This window comes from Paenibacillus sp. Soil724D2 (assembly GCF_001427935.1).
Taxonomy (GTDB): domain Bacteria; phylum Bacillota; class Bacilli; order Paenibacillales; family NBRC-103111; genus Paenibacillus_E.
The window spans coordinates 227,061-244,845 of the sequence record NZ_LMRY01000034.1; the positions used below are offsets into that span (position 1 = coordinate 227,061).

A 17,785-nucleotide genomic window follows, 5' to 3' on the forward strand; every position below is an offset into this window, starting at 1 on the left:
ATGAGTAAAGCGAAAAGACAACTGCATTTAAATGTATTCATCATGAATACGGGACATCATGAAGCATCATGGAGACACAAGAACACAGAGCCGGAGAATATTACGGATATTCGATATTTTCAACGGATTGCGCAAATTGCGGAACAGGCTAAATTCGACTCCCTCTTCTTGGCGGATGGGTTAGCGGTCAGTCAAAACATTAAACATGGCGCGTTTGTTGGGCTTGAACCCTTCACTTTGCTATCTGCCTTAGCGTCGGTGACCGATCATATCGGGCTTATCGGCACCGTCTCTACAACGTATAACGAACCCTTTCATGTTGCGCGCAAATTTGCCTCGTTGGATCACATAAGTAAGGGGCGCGCAGGCTGGAATATTGTCACATCCGGAAGCTCCTTCGAGGCTAGCAATTTCAGCAAAGATGACCATTTGGAGCACAGCAAGCGCTATGAACGGGCCAAAGAATTCTTAGACGTAACGACCAGTCTATGGGACAGCTGGGAAGATGAAGCCCTGATCATTGATCGAGAATCGGGCACCTTCGCAGATCGAAGTAAGGTCCGGGAAATCAATCATGTCGGCGATACCTTCAAAGTGCGCGGACCTCTGAATATTCCAAGGTCTCCGCAGGGATATCCTGTGCTTGTTCAAGCGGGCTCTTCCGAATCCGGCAAAGAATTCGCCGCTCAGTATGCAGAGGCCATATTCACTGCTCAACAAACACTGGTAGAGGCCCAACAGTTTTATTCCGATGTAAAATCAAGACTTGCCAAGTATGGTCGATCTCCTGACCAGTTGAAAATCTTACCGGGCATCTGCCCCATCATCGGTCGCACCGAATCGGAAGCCAAAGAAAAAGAGCAGGAATTAAACGAATTAACCGTTCCGGAATATGGGCTAAATCAGTTATCCAATATGTTGAACATTGATTTATTCTCCTATCCGTTAGATGGACCTCTGCCAGAGCTGCCAAGCTTGTCCGACATCAATGGGAATAAAAGCCGCTTCCAGCTGGTCGCTGATTTAGCGAAGCGCGACAATTTAACCATTCGCGGGCTGCTTCACCGTCTAGCTGGCGGACGCGGTCATCGTACGTTTGCTGGTACGCCTATCCAAATAGCTGATCAGCTGGAAGAGTGGTTCTTACACGGAGGCAGTGACGGCTTTAATGTGATGCCGCCTTATTTACCTGCCGGATTGGAAGAATTCGCACAGTTCGTCATACCCGAATTGCAGCGAAGAGGATTGTTCCGAACGGAATATTCAGGAACTACCCTGCGGGGACATTTGGGCTTATCTCGGCCTGCTAATCAGTATGCGACTGCTGCCGTTGGAGGCGCATAAATATAATTAAAATGGAGGTAATTCGTATGAGTACAAATGAACAAGTAAAGGTAACTCCCAGTCACATTGAGGTGCTTCCGGTTGCAGGCAGAATTGGCGCAGAAATAAAAGGGGTGAGCCTTAACGCTGATCTGGATACTCAGACGGTTAGGACGATCCGCGAAGCGTTATTGCAGCATAAAGTCATTTTCATTCGTGATCAGCATCAGCTGGATGACGCGGGACAGGAAGCTTTTGCTCGCCTGCTTGGTGACCCTGTTGCTCATCCGACGGTGCCAATTAAAACTGGAACTGATTACGTTCTTGAGCTTGATTCCGCTCATAGCGGGCGGGCCGATTCTTGGCATACCGATGTGACCTTCGTCGATGCTTACCCTCAGGCCTCTGTACTTCGTGCCGTTGTAGTTCCCGCTTCCGGCGGCGACACGGTTTGGGCAAATACGGCTGCAGCTTATGAGCACCTCCCCTCTGAGCTGCGTACCCTCGTGGACCAGCTATGGGCACTGCATAGCAATGACTACGATTACGCCGCGCAGCGTCCTGAAGTCTCTCCCGAGAAAGAACGTCATCATCGGGAAGTGTTTGCCTCCACGGTGTATGAAACCGAGCATCCGATCGTTCGCGTGCATCCCGAGACGGGTGAACGCACCCTTGTGCTTGGCCATTTTGCGAAGAAAATCCTGGGCCTTTCTTCCGCGGATTCTGCCCAACTATTGTCTCTACTTCAAAGCCATATTACCAAGCTGGAAAATACGGTACGTTGGCGCTGGTCTGCCGGAGATGTCGTGATCTGGGACAATCGCGCAACGCAACACTATGCGATCAACGATTACGGTGACCAGCATCGGATTGTGCGCCGAGTCACCGTTGACGGCGATGTTCCGGTGAGTATCGATGGCCGACAGAGTGTAACACGAATCAAACAGCCATCCGAGTCGTTAACCAAGACGAGTGCTTAGTTGAGATAAACAAATGCCCAACTACTAGGTTTTTGGCCTTGTAGTTGGGCATTTGTTAGCTAATCCAATATTCCGCCGCCCAGAATAAAGCGGTACTGCAAATGAAAATGATTTTTAATAATCTGATCGATCCGAACCCCGCCTGTTTTCTTCGAAGCCGAATGAATGATCTTCCCGTCACCTAAATAAATTCCCATATGACTAATGGGCTTCTGTGAAGCATCCAGCCCTGCATAATCCGCTGCCCGATTGCCTCGAAAACTCGTAAAGAACAATAAATCTCCCCGCCGTGCTTTGCTTATATCACGGTACTTGCGTTTAGACAAGGCATCTACATAGGCGGCCTGATTTTTGGCATCCCAAGGCAAATCCATCCCGAGTGCATACAAATACACCCAACGCGTAAAATCAGAGCAATCAAACGAAGAAGGCTCCAATCTGTCAGAGCCATACACATAAGGTGTCCCCAGATAACCGATGGCCGTATCTATCACGTTCTCTACATAGCTTCCTTGTTTGGGAACAATAGCGGGATTGGGGAAAGCCTGAATCAACGGGAAGCCGTTAGGTAAGAGCGCCTGTTTCGTACTTCCCGTCGCCATGCTCCTCACCTGGTTTGTCGTGAAGTGCTGTTCTACCCCCAAATCCCCTATATATAGCTCCGAATCACTGCTCGTTAAATTCCAGTCCGACATTCTGTTATCGGTCTCACGCTCCATTGCAAGGTTCGAATGCTCCTTAATACCCTGCTGCTCCATTTTTGATTTCTGGGAGCATCCGCTAAGCATAGAAAAAGTGCAAGCCAGCAACAAACTAAAGACGATTTTTCGCATCATCAATGTCATCCAATAAACCCCTTGTCCAGTGATGCTGTTAGGATGCCAAAATTTTGTAAAAACAAACATGATGAAAACATCGTCTCAGCTACTCTGTGCCTGATGGGGTCGATTCTAGCGACTTTAAGGATGTTTTTCATCGTTACGGAGYCAATTTCTYGCRCTCCCACCACTGTAACGATGAAAAACATCGTCTCAGCAGCATTCTGCGTCAGGTGGGRTCGACCCCAGCGACTTTAAGGATGTTTTTCATCGTTACGGAGYCAATTTCTCGCGCTCCCACCTTTGTAACGATGAAAAACATCGTCTCAGCAGCATTCTGCGCCTGATGGGGTCGACCCCAGCGACTTTAAGGATGTTTTTCATCGTTACGGAGTCAATTTCTCGCGCTCCCACCATTGTAACGATGAAAAACATCGTCTCAGCAGCATTCTGCCTCAGATGGGGCGAATCCCAGCGACTTTAAGAATGTTTTTCATCGTTACGGAGCCAATTTCTCGCACTCCCACCACTGTAACGATGAAAAACTTCGTCTCAGCAGCATTCTGCGCCTGATGGGGYCGACCCCAGCGACTTTAAGGATGTTTTTCATCGTTACGGAGTCAATTTCTCGCACTCCCACCACTGTAACGATGAAAAACATCGTCTCAGCAGCATTCTGCRTCAGGTGGGGCGAATCCCGAATTTCCTGGGAATATGATCACCAGACTGTCTTAAGAATGAAACATCCTTCGGATGACGAACAAAAAAAGCCCGCAGGCGAAAACCCCACCCACAGACTTGATTTCTAACGCTGCTTCTTACCCAGATTCAGCTCTTTCATGATTTGTTGGCCTGTCGGTGTCTGAGCTAAGCCGCCTTTGGCTGTCTCCCGGTGTTTCTCCGGCATTGCCGTGCCTACTTCATACATCACTTGAACGACTTCATCCGAAGGGATGACGGATCTGACACCGGCCAAAGCCATATCGGCTGCTGCCATCGCATTAACCGCACCGAATCCATTACGGACAATGCAAGGAATTTCAACCAAACCGCCAACGGGGTCGCATATGAGCCCCAATGTGTTCTTCAGAGCAAGCCCCACTGCGTGCATCGCCTGTTCCGGCGTACCGCCGCGAAGCTCCACTAACGCACCAGCCGCCATACCAATGGCGGACCCAACTTCAGCTTGGCATCCTCCTTCAGCACCGGAGACGAAGGAGTTGTTGGCGATGACATAACCGATGGCACCGGCGCTTAACAAGCCTTTTACCATATGGTCGTCATCCCATCCAAATCGCTGCTGACTGCTAATGAAAACACCCGGAATAATTCCGCAGGAGCCAGCCGTCGGCGTAGCGATAATACGTCCCATGGATGCGTTGACTTCTGATACGGCGAGTGCATAGGCCATCGCTTTGCATGCTTCTTCGCCTAAGGACGCTTCTGTCGTTGTCATATAGCTCGCAACACGCTGAGCATCTTTTCCTGTCAACCCGCTTCGGGATGTTGTATCTTCCGTCAATCCTTTGGCGACAGCTTCTTTCATGATTTGGTAATACGCCCGCATCTTCTCGAATACATACTCAGGTGATTTACCTGATTCTTGGCTTTGGTCAGCAAGCATGACTTCTGCAATAGTTAATCCTTCGGAAGCACATACTTCCGTTAATTGTTTCAATGTCCGGAATCTCATTTATTCGCCTCTTTCTGCGAGGTCTACTTTTTTTATTTCGAATATCATACTTAAATTCTTAAGCTCTTGGATTAGAGAATCCGGAATCGATACATCCGTTTCAATCACTGTCATCGCTTCCCGGTCGCGGCCTTTCCGATCCAAATCCATGAAACCGATATTGATTTCGCTGCGCCCCAATAAGGCAGTAATATCTGCAATCATTCCTGGACGGTCATGATGGGAAATAACTAAAGTAGGGTATACCGCTGTAAATTTCACATCAAATTGATTCACATTAACGATCTCAACATTGCCTCCGCCGATTGATGCTCCCGTCATACTCAATTCCCGTGTATCCGAAGAAAGTATGAATCGAACGGTGTTGGGATGATCAGCCTTATCTTTACTTGTAAGGAAGGCAATCTCCACACCAAGCGCTTCAGCCTCTTCGGCAGCAGCAGGAATACGCGGATCATCGGTTTCATAATCCAGTAGACCGCCAATGAGAGCCAAATCGGTGCCATGCCCCCGGTAAGTATCGGCGAAGGAACCGTATAGTATGATTTCAACCTTCTTCGGCTGTTCACCAAGCAGTTGTCTGGCAACACGTCCTAGCCTGACCGCTCCCGCGGTATGAGAGCTTGATGGACCGATCATAGATGGTCCGATGATCGAAAACACATCTTTAAAACGCATCATGCAGCTCTCCTAACATATAGTGTCGTTACCTTTACTCCCATTGTATGAAGCCAATACAATAAAGACAAGTCTTCAATGCGTCCTTATATTCTCATATTATCACAATCTCATTCAGCAATTGGAGTGGCTTGGAGCAAATTCAATTGTGTGGCCACAGTGACTGCCTTCACGCGGTTATTGACGTGCAATTTACCGAAAAGATTTCGCATATGCACCTTGACTGTCCCCGCGGACATCACTAATCGCACTGCGATTTCTTTATTGGATAATCCTGCCGCCATCCACTGCAAGACTTCAATCTCCCGTTCTGTTAAAGGGACAATGGGAGACGTAAGTGCTCCTCCGATCTTAGGCTCTTGAATGCTCTGCGAACTGCCGTAATAACCTAGCAATCTTTGCACATAGTTGATTTGCGAAGCCAGCATGTGCAAGACACCTAACCGCTCTGCAGCAAAAACACCAGACGTCAAATTATTTTCCAAATAAAGCACTCCCTGCAGTTCCCCTTGTGCAATGATAGGCAGCCCTAATACGGATTTGGGTTTATGCAGTTGGACATAGGGGTCTTGTGTAAATAGTCCTTCCCTTACTGCATCTTCCAGGATGACAAAATGACGCTTAATGGCTACATAACTGATTAAGTTCTGGCAAACGTTCTCATACTGACTTAACGGAATTCCTCCCCTTAAGGGCTGTTCTCTGCTTTCCGCTTCCACAATCTGCTCCACATAAAGTTCCGCTGAACGTATGGCTACGAAACAACCTCTTTGCGCCCCAGCAACCTCGATTAAAATACTCATTAATTTAGAGAGGAGATGATAGGAATCCGTCTCTTCTGAGAAAGCTTGAGAGGCTCGCATGACGGCCGCTAGTTCTAGCACCTGTGAGTATCCGTTGCTTGTCTCGCTTGTCTCAAATTCTGTTCTCTCTGATAACATGATAGGTTTATCCGAAGAATCACGATTTATCTCTAACAGCAGCGGCCCATCTTGCTGAGCAATCCTAAATCGCTCACAATCGCCGTTTGCCTCCCACTGCTGCAAGCAATTCTCTAAATCCATTCGCAATCCATACGCACTCTTATATCTGCGATCCATTGTTTTCTCAAGAAGTTTCATTATGATCTCATCGATAATCGCAGGTACTTGCGAATTGAATGTTAATAATGGAAGAGGCGTTTTGGCTAAGTGAGCATGAGCCCATTCTAGCGGATCCTTCGCATGAAAAGGAAGTTGACCTGCTAGCATTTCATAGAAAGTTACCCCTAAAGAGTAAAGATCGGTGCCTCCATCCACAACGCGGTTCAATTGCCCCGTACGCTCTGGTGCCATATAAGGGGGAGAGCCCTCAATAAGCGGCATGTTCCTTGCTTGTCTGCCCCCGTCTATCGATAACACGGAGTGTCCCATGCCCGTCAAACTAACTCGTAAAGAGGATGGCACTACGACAATCGTATCCGGTCTTATATTCATGTGTACGATATGTATTTTATGCAGTTGCTCCAGCACACGCGCTATTTGAATCGCAATCTTAAGAAAAACAGGAATAGATATCTGACCAGATTGAGCAAAATGACGCAGTGTCAATCCATGTACCCATTCACTAGCCAAGACTAGGACATTTCCTTGTCTTAATAAGGCGATTGGTTTGATAACACCTTGTATATTTAAACTTCCGGCTATTTCATATTCATTAATAACCTTCGCATTTTCTATAATCGCTCTATGGCCTTCCTTAACAATCTTTAAAAGCACCTCGCAAGCATGTTCATCAGAGGTAGCGTGGCAAACGATAATCGTTGGGTCTTCAAAAATAACTTGATGAATTTGATAACCAGTTACGGTAATCATGATGTCGGCTCCTTTAATCAAAAAAGGTAGAGTCTTTCATCATAGTAACATATTCGACGACAATTCGCCCTTACATGTGAAAAAGCGATCCCTCCCTTGTGGAACTAGGAGAAATGATCGCTTTTCGAAGATATATGAACATTTATTTAATTTGGCTGTCCACACTCATTTTGCGAAGATATTGTTTAGGTGTACATCCGTTGAATCGTTTAAACAACTCGTAGAAATGAGCCATATTCTCTATCCCAACAGACTCGGCAATTTCGTTCACACTGCGGTTTTCGGTAACAAGCCGCCGCTCCGCTTTGGAAATACGCTTTTGATTGACATAATCGGTAAACGAGGATCCCATCTTTTTTTTGAAATATTTGGAGAAGTAAGTGTAACTCATACCAGCGATTTGGCTCACTGCTCCCATGTCTATTTTCTCTGTCAAATGGTCATCCACATAAGCAACAAGCGACCGAATGATATCAACATCGGCATCCACATTGACATGCGTCGTTAACAACTCCCGGTTGTCATTGCGAAACAGCATCAAGAGTAGATGCTTGATATGCATGCTGACTGCGATTTCATAGCCTTTATTTTTGCCCATAACCTCATTATGTGTATCCGTGATAATCATGCCAATTTTCTTCTTCACCTTTTCGTTTTCCTGAAAAATGTAATTCAGCTCTTCTAATGGATGAAATATTTCTAAAAAATGCCGGTAATACATCATCATAGCTGGATCGAAATAAGGTTGAAGGTCGATGTGCAGCACGATGTAGACGAGATCCTTATCGCCGATCTTTCGTCCTCTGTGCAATTGGGAAGAACCGATAACCACCACATCCCCGGCATTAAGCGAGTAGACATGATTAGGCGTCTGAATTTCGTGAGTCCCTTCTTCAACCAGTATCAACTCAACCTCTTTATGGTAGTGCCAGGGATTCAATTCTTTCTGTTCTTTTCCCGACTGGGTAAATCTCCACACCTTCATACATAACGACGCGTTTTGATAGGGGATCGGCTCTTTAAAAATTTCCATAGATTTCAATCACCGCACTTTCAATCAGCACTAATATGGATACAAAAAGAATAAATGTCCGCATATACGGTAACCTGTAATACGCATATGATAAAGATTAGTTAGAAATAATTATACATCAAAGTGAGGAGTGAGTTTGCATGAAAGTAGCCATTATCGGTTGCGGGGGGATGGGAAATGTACACGCCCTTAGTTACGTTAACATGCCCGATGTGCAGCTTGTTGGCGTCTGCGATACAGATTTCAAGCTAGCGCAAGAACTTTCCACGAAAACAGGGGCACGTGCATTTAATTCCTTTGAAACCATGTTGGAAGAGATTGATTTCGAAGTCATCAGTGTGACATTACCAAGCTTTTTACATAAAGAATATACGTTGAAAGCGGCAGAAGCCGGTAAACATGTGATTTGTGAAAAACCGCTTGCGCTTCAATTAGAAGATGCAGAAGCTATGATCCAATGTTGCGAACACAATGGCGTTCGCCTTTTTGTCGGACACGTTGTTCGTTTTTTCCCCGAATATGTACAAATGAAACAAGCCATCGATGAGGGGAAATTAGGCAGAGTCGGCGTAGTTCATGCCAAACGGATAGGCTCACATCCCGGGAATCTCAGACCTTGGTTCTACGAAGCGGATAAAAGCGGCGGCGTTATTGCCGATCTAATGATACATGATATTGACTTTTTACGTTGGGCGATCGGAGAAGTTAAGTCGGTATATGGCTTGAATCAACGTGTTAATGACATCGACTACGCTCTGGTCACTCTTCTTTTTGAAAACGGGGCAGTTGCCAATCTCGAAGCATTCTGGGGATATCACGGACCTTTCCAAACCGCCGTGGAAATTGCGGGCAGCAAAGGCATCATACGAAGCGACAGTCAAAAAAGCAGTTCTCTGCAAATCTGCAAGGCCCCTTCCGATTCAGAAGACAGACGTTTCGCAGAAGTTCCGCAAAGTCCAGGCTTCTCTAGCCCCTATGACTTGGAGTTATCTCATTTCATTCAATGCATTCGAGATGGAAGCGAATCCATCGTAACGGCTAACGATGCTTATAAGGCGCTAGAAATTACCATGGCTGCGCTGGAATCGGTACGGACAGGGAAGTCTGTGGGGCTGCAGCTTAGCTCAAAGCTCGGGGAGGAAACAGCATGAAGAAATTAAAAGTAGGTATGATCAGTTTTGCGCACGGCCATGCATACTCATATTTGAATTCGTTCAGGGCCATGCCAAATGTCGAAATCATCGGTATCGCGGACGAGATCAAAAGCCGCGTAGCAGAAGTAACGACCAATTATGGACTGCCCTATTATGAAAATTATGAGGATTTGCTCGCTACAGATTTTGACGCAGTCGTCATTTGCTCGGAAAATGCCCATCACGCAGAGTTAACAATAGCGGCTGCGAGATCCGGCAAGCATGTGCTTTGTGAAAAACCGCTTGGCATTTCCGTCTCCGAAATGGAAGCCATGATTACCGCTTGTAAGGACAACGGCGTTCAGCTTATGACTGCGTTTCCATGCCGGTATTTGGCTTCGGTTATTAAAGCGAAGGAAGCGGTCGAACAGGGAGAAATTGGCGATATCATAGCCATTAAGGGCACAAATCGCGGTTCGCTTCCCTCCGGTTGGTTCCTCCAATCAGAGTTATCCGGTGGCGGAGCTTTGTTGGATCATACCGTTCACGTCATGGACTTGATGAATTGGATTACCAAATCCGAAGTGAAAGAAGTCTACGCCTATTCAGCCACTTTATTTAATGATCATCTGGATATCGATGATGCTGGTATGATACATGTTAAGTTCGCCAATGGCGTGTTTGGCGTCTTGGACACAAGCTGGTCGCGGAACGCGTCATTCCCTACTTGGGGAGACGTGACAATGACGATCATCGGTACGAAAGGAACCATTGCGATCGATGGTTTTGCTCAGAAAAACGAGCTATATAGTATGGATAATGGAAAAGGCGTATGGAATTTCTGGGGTGACTCCATGGATGATTACTTGGTGAGGTCATTCGTTTATGCGCTGCTGAATGGCGAACAGGTACCGATCACCGGGGAAGATGGATTACGTTCAACCGTTGTCGCCTTAGCGGGTTACAAATCCGTAGAACTGGGGCAGCCCGTTTTGTTATAAGGTTACTTCCGTACAGGCATGGAAACAAGCGAGAGAAAAGCTTCTTCTCCACTCGAATGGGAACGTCGATGCTCTAGGAGTCCTCGGTACAGCATAGTTCAATACTAAATTCCCAAGAAATATAAGAGCCGAATGGATCGTTCTCATCCACTCAGCTCTTAGGGTTATTTTACAATAATTTGTATAACATCACTTACCGTTGTTCCACTTCCATTCATAAACTCGCCGCGATATTGATAAATGCCAGGAGCTTTTCCTGAAATTTGTGTAATGGCCGATTGGGCACTTGGTGTGTGTGAAGATAAAGATTGCGTTTCAATAAGATCGCCATTTTCATATAATCGATACTGTGTTGCGTTCGTGCCCCACCACATATTAGCTGTAATGGTATAGTTCCCATCTTGATCCCAGTTGTCGCTGGATAACACAGGTTTGCCAGGATTCGCATCAGCCACGGTGACGGTGTGTGGATCACATGAAGTCGTTCCATACAAATTCGATAACAAGCATGTATACACATAGGTTCCGTTTGGCTTACCTTGAATTGGAATAATGGAAGTCTGGGCTGCTGGCGATGCATCGGCCAGCGACTTCGTTTGGATCAATTGGCCATTCTCGTACAACTTATACAGTGAGCCATTGTTTCCCCACCACATATTCATCGTAACCTCATAATTGCCATCATGTAAGCCTGTCGCAACACCACTATTATTCGAAAGTGTCGGTTTACCTGGCACCCCGTTCGCAAGCAATGCCGGACTGACGGATTGCCGTTCGAACTTGACTGCATCAGCCCTCGTATAAATCATGTCCGCAGGAAGAGTTGGTGGATCTACCGTAGTCGGAGTCTTCCTGGTTAAACGAACATACTCGCTGCCGTCTCCTGTAAAGTCGAACGTTCCAAGATTAACCCAACCCGAAGACCCGGCTGTCGCATCGATATACGTGACCTCGGTAACCGATTGATGTTTCACTTCCACTTTGACATGATTATCGTTTGCCGTCGTATGAACGATTTTGTAGATGGAGACATTATATTTTCCCTCTGGAAACTGGGCCTTCCACGTTGCCGATGATCCTTGAACTGTAGAGTAACGGGACTTAACTCCAATTTTGTAGCCGGCTAAATTGCTTTGGCTCCATGACCCTTCTGTCGTGTAAAACCCGGTCGTATTCGTACTGTCCACAATAACCGTCAGCTCCCTGATGGGTATTGTCAAAGACGGTGTTGTTAAGGTCACTCCGTCCATCGTTACCGTGGCCCACACCTCGATATGATCCGTGGCTCCATCAAGGCTTTGAAGGGTCAGCAAACCGTTACTGTCCACTGTGGCCAGATCAGTTCTATCAACGAAATACTGCACGTTTGCCTGGGTTAGATCACCGATCAGGCCGTTTTCTAAATAGCCGGTTACGCTCAGTTGAGCAGCTTGAGTCATCTGCAGTTCGTCCCGATCCGACTTGATGGCCACCGACTCCAGTTGCAGCATCCGATTAGGGTCCACCCACATCATGGCATCGGCAACTACCCGTGACTTGTTGGCCTTATTGGTTAGTTCGACATACCCGCTATCCCCTGCCGCAAAAGGATAGGCTCCCAGGAACACCCACGTCCCATTGGCCGCAGACTCATCAACGGTAACCGTCTCGGAGCCCCCGCTATAATAAACGGTAAAAGAGGCATTGGTTGCCCAGTTTTCGCTTGAAGCTGTTATTTGCGGCAGCTTGTAATACACGCTGTAAGTGACACTTTCAGGAAGATCTGGTCGCCAGGCAATCTTGCTTGTCGCTGTACCGGCAGTCGATTTGGCATACACATAGTTATCGTAGTAATAGTCATTGGCTGTTGTATCTCGTATCCAGACGCCTTCTGTATCCGCCTCCGTATTATCTACAATGATGGATGATCCATCGTGCCATAACGGTTGGACCGGCGTTGCCGCTACCTGATCAGGCAGGTATAGCGTCCGCTTGCGAGTCTGTTTGCCGTCCGATTCCACATAATACGTGAAAGTTTGGGATAGATCGTTGACCCGTATCGACCATTCCATCGGATAGATCGTATCTGGAACGGTTGTGTACGTGGCTCCTCCATCCAAGGAGTAATGGATCGTCGCCGGTTTCGTCGTTTTTGCCTCCACGTAAGCATCGTAGGACGTTTCGTCGGGCTTGACGATTAGCATACCTTTAACAGCATCTATTGGACTGTGAACATCGAAAAAATAGCTTGCATCCGATGGATCGGCCGTTCTAATCTGGTGCAGCGGCACATCTATGTCTAGTCCCTCCACAATGATAGCTGTTATTCCCTTGCTTGATACTGTGGCCTGAATGATTCCACCACTCATAACCGCTTGCTCTGGTGTGCCATTATCGCGGATGATGGTTACGGTATAATCTTGTTGCGGGTCGAACCCAATGATTTGCGCATTCAATTCGATCGGAGTCTGTACCTCAGCAGTTGATTCGTTACTTAATCCGATGTAGAACCTATTCCCGCTCTCCCCTGTTATCCAGTTCAATTGCGGATGGTTGGTCTGGATAATCCCTTTGGGCATCCAGAGCCAAACGTTCGAGTTGCCGTAGAATTGACCTGGTTTATTCCCGTATAGGTGATATTTGAACCATAAAAAATTAGTTTCGAATACGGAAGGGAATGTAATACTCCCATTCGATTTCAGCGATTGTTCGCTGATCAGATAATCCATCGTTTGCCCGAGCTGCGCTGGCATATGGTGATAATAGATGGATGTAGCCCCGCTTGGACCTTCCAGAGGAAAATCCGGCTCCAATTGACTAACGGCGAAGCCTTTATAGTAATAACCTGGATAGCTGGAATATCGCCCGATGACCGCATTATGAGCGATATCCTGCAGCAGTTTATCGCCTGTATAGAGCGACAATCTCATCATGAATGGCGCTTCCTGCGCGTTCATCCGATAATAGCCAGTTGTACTTCCTGCTTCAAACGTCAACCCATTAGGAGAAACAAGCCAACTGTCCGCTTGTACGCCACCAGCTACATCTTCAGGGAGCTTGCTCCTAGGATATGCGTATTTACCACTTTCCGGCCAGTGGAACGACTCCGCGTAATTATACGTCTCCGGTTGCGGAATCGTAACGGTGCCTTCAGGAACCGGACGAGCAACGAACATGGTCGCGTACTGTTTGGCTTCCTTGTACGCGGCATTCAAGTATTTGGGATCTTGCGTTTCCTCGTACAGCTCCAAGATCTCCATCCACAATTTGCTATAATAATAAATAAACTCATTTTTACTCACATTTACGGATGCAGGTGTATCGATATTTTGAGCGATATAGCTATCGGCTGCATCCTTGGCATCCTGTAAATACTGCGCATCTCCGGTCATACGATACATCATAAGTGGCTGAATGACTGGCCCCCGATCCTTCTGGTCCGGATCTCGCACAAGATACTCTTCCTGCCCCAGCGCCCCAATGCCTGCCGAAGTGCCCAGCATTTGATTGACAGCGGCAACGCTTGACACATCGAACGGCAAGGTTGCCATTTTCCATAACGACGGTACGCTATATACGGGCTTTTGTGTCGGTGACCAACCGATGCCATTTCGTGATACTCCGTACTGAATGGACGGCAACGCCCTCGTATCGTAAAGTTGGTCATCCCCGGTCAAATAATAAGCACCCAGAAGAGCCGCATTCGATGTTGTTCGCACACTATCCTCATTCTCGATATCAATGAAGCCCTTAGCCCGGTTCCACCAACCGCTAGGTGACGGAACATAATTAACAGAATCGTCCCCCTGCGGTTCTATCTTAAGCAGATCGATCATATTGAACATCGCGTCAGTAAGTGACTGATCTGCGACATTTTCCCGGTATGCTGAATAACCGTATTCACTGCGGAGAATATCCCCGTAGGCCTCATACAGATTACTGCTTTGAGCGATTAGCCCCATATGAAACTGATACGTGCTTTCCGCGGTCATTTGCGAATAAGTCCCTAGCTGAGGAGCATAAAGGATCGGCTGCACGCTGCCTTCGTTGTTGACAAGACTCATGCCCAGCCGCTGTTTGGTAACGCCTCCCGTCGGTTCAAACTCGACCGGAAGCTCTTCCGACGGTACAAATACGCCATACGTCAAAGCGTTCCCCGCACCGTCATTCTTTTCAACCAGACTCATCGGAGCGCTCAACTCCCTTAAGCTTGTTGATTCCACCGAACCCACCATTTTTGCATGCGACCTGAAACCATTTAACACTTCATTGACGCCAGAGATTAGCTCTGTTGTGAAAGACTGATAGCCGATCACATAATTGCCATCCCGGCGAGGTGTAAAGGCGAAGGAAATATCAGGTTTATCCCCTGACATGGACCAGTTCACTTGCAAATCGTAATCGTCTTCATGCAAAGAATCGGTTAACACCGCCGTGTGGCTGTCAGGGAAATGAACCCCGTCGAATGTAATCCAGCGTTTGTTCATTGTATCGTAGTAATTGGTTCGACTCCCCGCATTCCCATCCAATAAGACCCATTGTTCTTCAAGTCTTTCCGCCGTATTATTGATTGGCACCCAGTTCCCCGTATCCGTGTCCTTATAGAACAGATCACGAACGATGGATTTGCCTCCATCCCAAGCAGCTTCATAGAAGGTCGCCTTATAATTTGTGTTTTCGATGCTGCCTTTTTCCGTATAACTGAGATTCGCCAATGTGCGGCTGCGCAGCGGAGGCAACGGTGGAGCTTGCTGCCGGATATTTCCTTCGAACTTGACCGCATCTGCACGGGTAATGATGGTCCCCGTCGTAGGTTGCGTTCGAGTTAGCCTGACAAATTCGGTATCATTACCGCTGAAATAATACTCCCCCAAATCTACCCATCCGACAGATGGGCCCGACGAAGGCCTGAGATCCATAAACATGACATCCGTAATCCCGTTGTGCACAATTTCGATTTTGACATTACTATCTGCTTTATCCGCCCAATTAAGCTTGTAGAACGATATTCTCGCCGTTCCTGCTTCCAATCGCGGATTCCATGTGATGCTTCTTCCCACCGCATCCGTATAGTTGGAGCTGGAATTATTATACCCCTTCACTCCTGTACTTGTGCTCCAATAAGGAGCCGAGTATCCGTTATTCTTGTTATCTACATCCGTGGTGACGACATCATCAATCGTGATGCTTCCATCATCAATGATGATCGTCTTATGAGGCTCTTTCTGCTGAATATTCCCTTCGAACTTGACCGCGTCAGCACGCGTAAGTATCGTGCTGGTGGTGCTGGTAGACCGAGTCAATTTAACGAATTCTTCACCAACCCCGGAGAAATAATACTCTCCCAAATCTACCCATCCCGCAGGCGCCCCGAATGAAGGCCTCAGATCCATAAATAGGACATCCGTCGTTCCATTATGAGCGATTTCGATTTTTACATTGCTATCCGCTTTGTCCTCCCAGTAAAGCTTGTAGAACGATATTCTCGCTGTTCCTGCTTCCAAACGCGGATTCCACGATATGGTTTTCCCTACTGTGCTCGTATATTTGGAACTGGAATTATTATACCCCTTCACCCCTGTACTTGTGGTCCAATTCGGTGCCGAATATCCGTTATTCACGTTATCCGCATCAGGGGTCACGACACCATCGATCGTGATGCTCCCGTCATCGATGATGATCGTCTTATACGGTATGGTCTCCGCATTAGCGGCCCTTATTCCGAATAAGCTTAAAGGAACTATCATCGTCATGATGAGAACAATCAAGAAAAACAGCTTCCTTTTTATCATACAACTCATCCTCCCCTTATTTTGATAGCGCTTTCAAAACAATAATAACCTCCTTTGTTCGAATGATCGTAAAGAAGCAATTATCCGTATCCTGCTGGCTAATCCCCCCTCCGTCTTTGTTATCATAGCATCTCACATAACCATGAAATTTCTTTAATTTCAAGAATTTCTTATAAGATTTTAAGTAAAAAAAGAAACCTACACGGTATTAGACTGCTCAACTGCAATCAGATACGTTGTAGGTCTTACACTGGGAACAAAGACGGTTTTAACTATGATAATGGCGGCTGCACCAACAACAACTTCCCAAGCTGGATCACCGTTTGATCGTACCAATACGGATGCTGCCGAACATGCTCCCTACTTCGTTCATTGCCGCATGCCTCAAACACGGCCGCTTTATCTGTCTTCTCGGTATCGATTTCGAAGCGAACCGTATGTTTCCCATTCGGGAGCTCCGGCAAGAAAATATACTGATTCCGATTATGATCGTTGTAGGGTGTGAATCGGTCGACAAGGAAGGGGGTCCCGCCATCCACCGTCACCTTCAATCTGCCGGAATCAGGCCCCCCGATATCGAACAACCCGATATGTGTGCCTTCGAACTGCACCGTGATAGCCTCTCCGGGATCGACTGATCGCCATAGGCCGGAGAACAACCAATCGTACTCGCGGGCCAAAGCTGAATCATCGGGAGTCACGTAGGACCATCCCGCTGATAAATGGGCATGGCCATCCAGCGGCTGCATGGCTGCGTACTCCCACGGATTGGATGAGACCAAGGTGGCTTGAGGCAAGTTATGTTCAACACGTCCCGAACCACCCCCAAGTTCACGAATCCGCTCAAATGACCGAGTGATCGTATCCGTGTAAATCTGGTGACCTTCCGGAATTGTCGGATGGATCGAATCATGCGTAAAAACAACAGCTCCGGGAATGGACTTGTCTGCCCCTGAGCCCCCTGAGGTAAAAATGAGCTTTCCCTCCGACACCAAATGACTGACCGCTACGCCCAGATGAATCGAAGGAATACCATAATAGTCAGCTACATCCTCTTGCATAAGAGCTCCCTTCTGGTATTCCCCGGACTGAAATCCTACCACATCTCGCTCTTTCAGCGTATAAACGAACAGGATATCGGTAAACCGGCTTCGCTTGCGTATTTGACGGACGATCCCTTCGATCCGTGCCTTGGACTCGGGGACTCCGCCATCGTTACCGACAAATTCAACAAACACGAGATCAGGCTGATGACGAAGCACATCCGTCTCCAAACGGGCACAGCCCAAATCCGATCCAGTTCCGTCAATGCCTGCATTCACACAGCGGATATCCGCTTTGGGATATTGCTCACGAAGCCATTCCGCCGTCATGACCCTGTATCCTTCAGAACGGGTATTACTGCCGCCAAAATAAACGATTGTCACTGTTTCCCCATTTTCCAACTTCTGAATGACATTAGGGAGCCCTCTTCGAGGGAATAATTCCTTCATCGTAACTTC

The 17,785-nt window shown here is 47.2% G+C and carries 11 protein-coding genes; 4 read left to right on the forward strand and 7 right to left on the reverse strand.

The features are described 5' to 3' along the window. Entirely contained in the window at positions 1 to 1,344 is a 1,344-nt protein-coding gene (locus ASG85_RS25235; RefSeq protein WP_057304731.1) for an LLM class flavin-dependent oxidoreductase, read from the forward strand. Between the two features lie 26 nt (positions 1,345 to 1,370). Continuing rightward, positions 1,371 to 2,303 (forward strand): TauD/TfdA dioxygenase family protein, encoded by a 933-nt coding sequence (locus ASG85_RS25240; RefSeq protein ID WP_060648074.1) that lies wholly within the window; start codon positions 1,371 to 1,373, stop codon positions 2,301 to 2,303. A gap of 59 nt (positions 2,304 to 2,362) precedes the next feature. Here the strand turns inward: ASG85_RS25240 and ASG85_RS25245 are convergent, their stop codons facing one another. From ASG85_RS25245 to ASG85_RS25265, 5 genes are all read right to left on the reverse strand, one after another. After that, positions 2,363 to 3,148: an NlpC/P60 family protein gene (locus ASG85_RS25245; RefSeq protein ID WP_235550217.1), complete on the reverse strand. Its 786-nt coding sequence runs from the start codon at positions 3,146 to 3,148 to the stop codon at positions 2,363 to 2,365. Between the two features lie 778 nt (positions 3,149 to 3,926). Beyond that, positions 3,927 to 4,814 (reverse strand): L-serine ammonia-lyase, iron-sulfur-dependent, subunit alpha, encoded by an 888-nt coding sequence (gene sdaAA, locus ASG85_RS25250; RefSeq protein ID WP_057304729.1) that lies wholly within the window; start codon positions 4,812 to 4,814, stop codon positions 3,927 to 3,929. Beyond that, positions 4,815 to 5,492, reverse strand: coding sequence for an L-serine ammonia-lyase, iron-sulfur-dependent subunit beta (gene sdaAB, locus ASG85_RS25255; RefSeq protein ID WP_060648075.1), 678 nt, complete (start codon positions 5,490 to 5,492; stop codon positions 4,815 to 4,817). A 110-nt stretch (positions 5,493 to 5,602) separates the two neighbouring features. Then, on the reverse strand, positions 5,603 to 7,345 hold the full coding sequence (locus ASG85_RS25260; protein WP_060648076.1) for a protein kinase domain-containing protein: 1,743 nt from the start codon (positions 7,343 to 7,345) through the stop codon (positions 5,603 to 5,605). Positions 7,346 to 7,487: 142 nt separating this feature from the next. Next, on the reverse strand, positions 7,488 to 8,378 hold the full coding sequence (locus ASG85_RS25265; protein ID WP_060648077.1) for a helix-turn-helix domain-containing protein: 891 nt from the start codon (positions 8,376 to 8,378) through the stop codon (positions 7,488 to 7,490). A 140-nt stretch (positions 8,379 to 8,518) separates the two neighbouring features. On the opposite strand from ASG85_RS25265, the gene ASG85_RS25270 reads away from it, so the two are divergent. Both ASG85_RS25270 and ASG85_RS25275 read left to right on the forward strand, forming a co-directional pair. Further along, positions 8,519 to 9,529: a Gfo/Idh/MocA family protein gene (locus ASG85_RS25270; protein WP_057304725.1), complete on the forward strand. Its 1,011-nt coding sequence runs from the start codon at positions 8,519 to 8,521 to the stop codon at positions 9,527 to 9,529. Further along, entirely contained in the window at positions 9,526 to 10,512 is a 987-nt protein-coding gene (locus ASG85_RS25275; RefSeq protein WP_060648078.1) for a Gfo/Idh/MocA family protein, read from the forward strand. The genes ASG85_RS25270 and ASG85_RS25275 overlap by 4 nt, the downstream gene beginning before the upstream one ends. A gap of 164 nt (positions 10,513 to 10,676) precedes the next feature. Here ASG85_RS25275 and ASG85_RS25280 read toward each other — a convergent pair whose 3' ends face one another. Both ASG85_RS25280 and ASG85_RS25285 read right to left on the reverse strand, forming a co-directional pair. After that, on the reverse strand, positions 10,677 to 16,283 hold the full coding sequence (locus tag ASG85_RS25280; RefSeq protein WP_060648079.1) for a hypothetical protein: 5,607 nt from the start codon (positions 16,281 to 16,283) through the stop codon (positions 10,677 to 10,679). 272 nt (positions 16,284 to 16,555) lie between these two features. Further along, positions 16,556 to 17,776 (reverse strand): GDSL-type esterase/lipase family protein, encoded by a 1,221-nt coding sequence (locus ASG85_RS25285; RefSeq protein WP_060648080.1) that lies wholly within the window; start codon positions 17,774 to 17,776, stop codon positions 16,556 to 16,558. Positions 17,777 to 17,785: the final 9 nt, after the last annotated feature.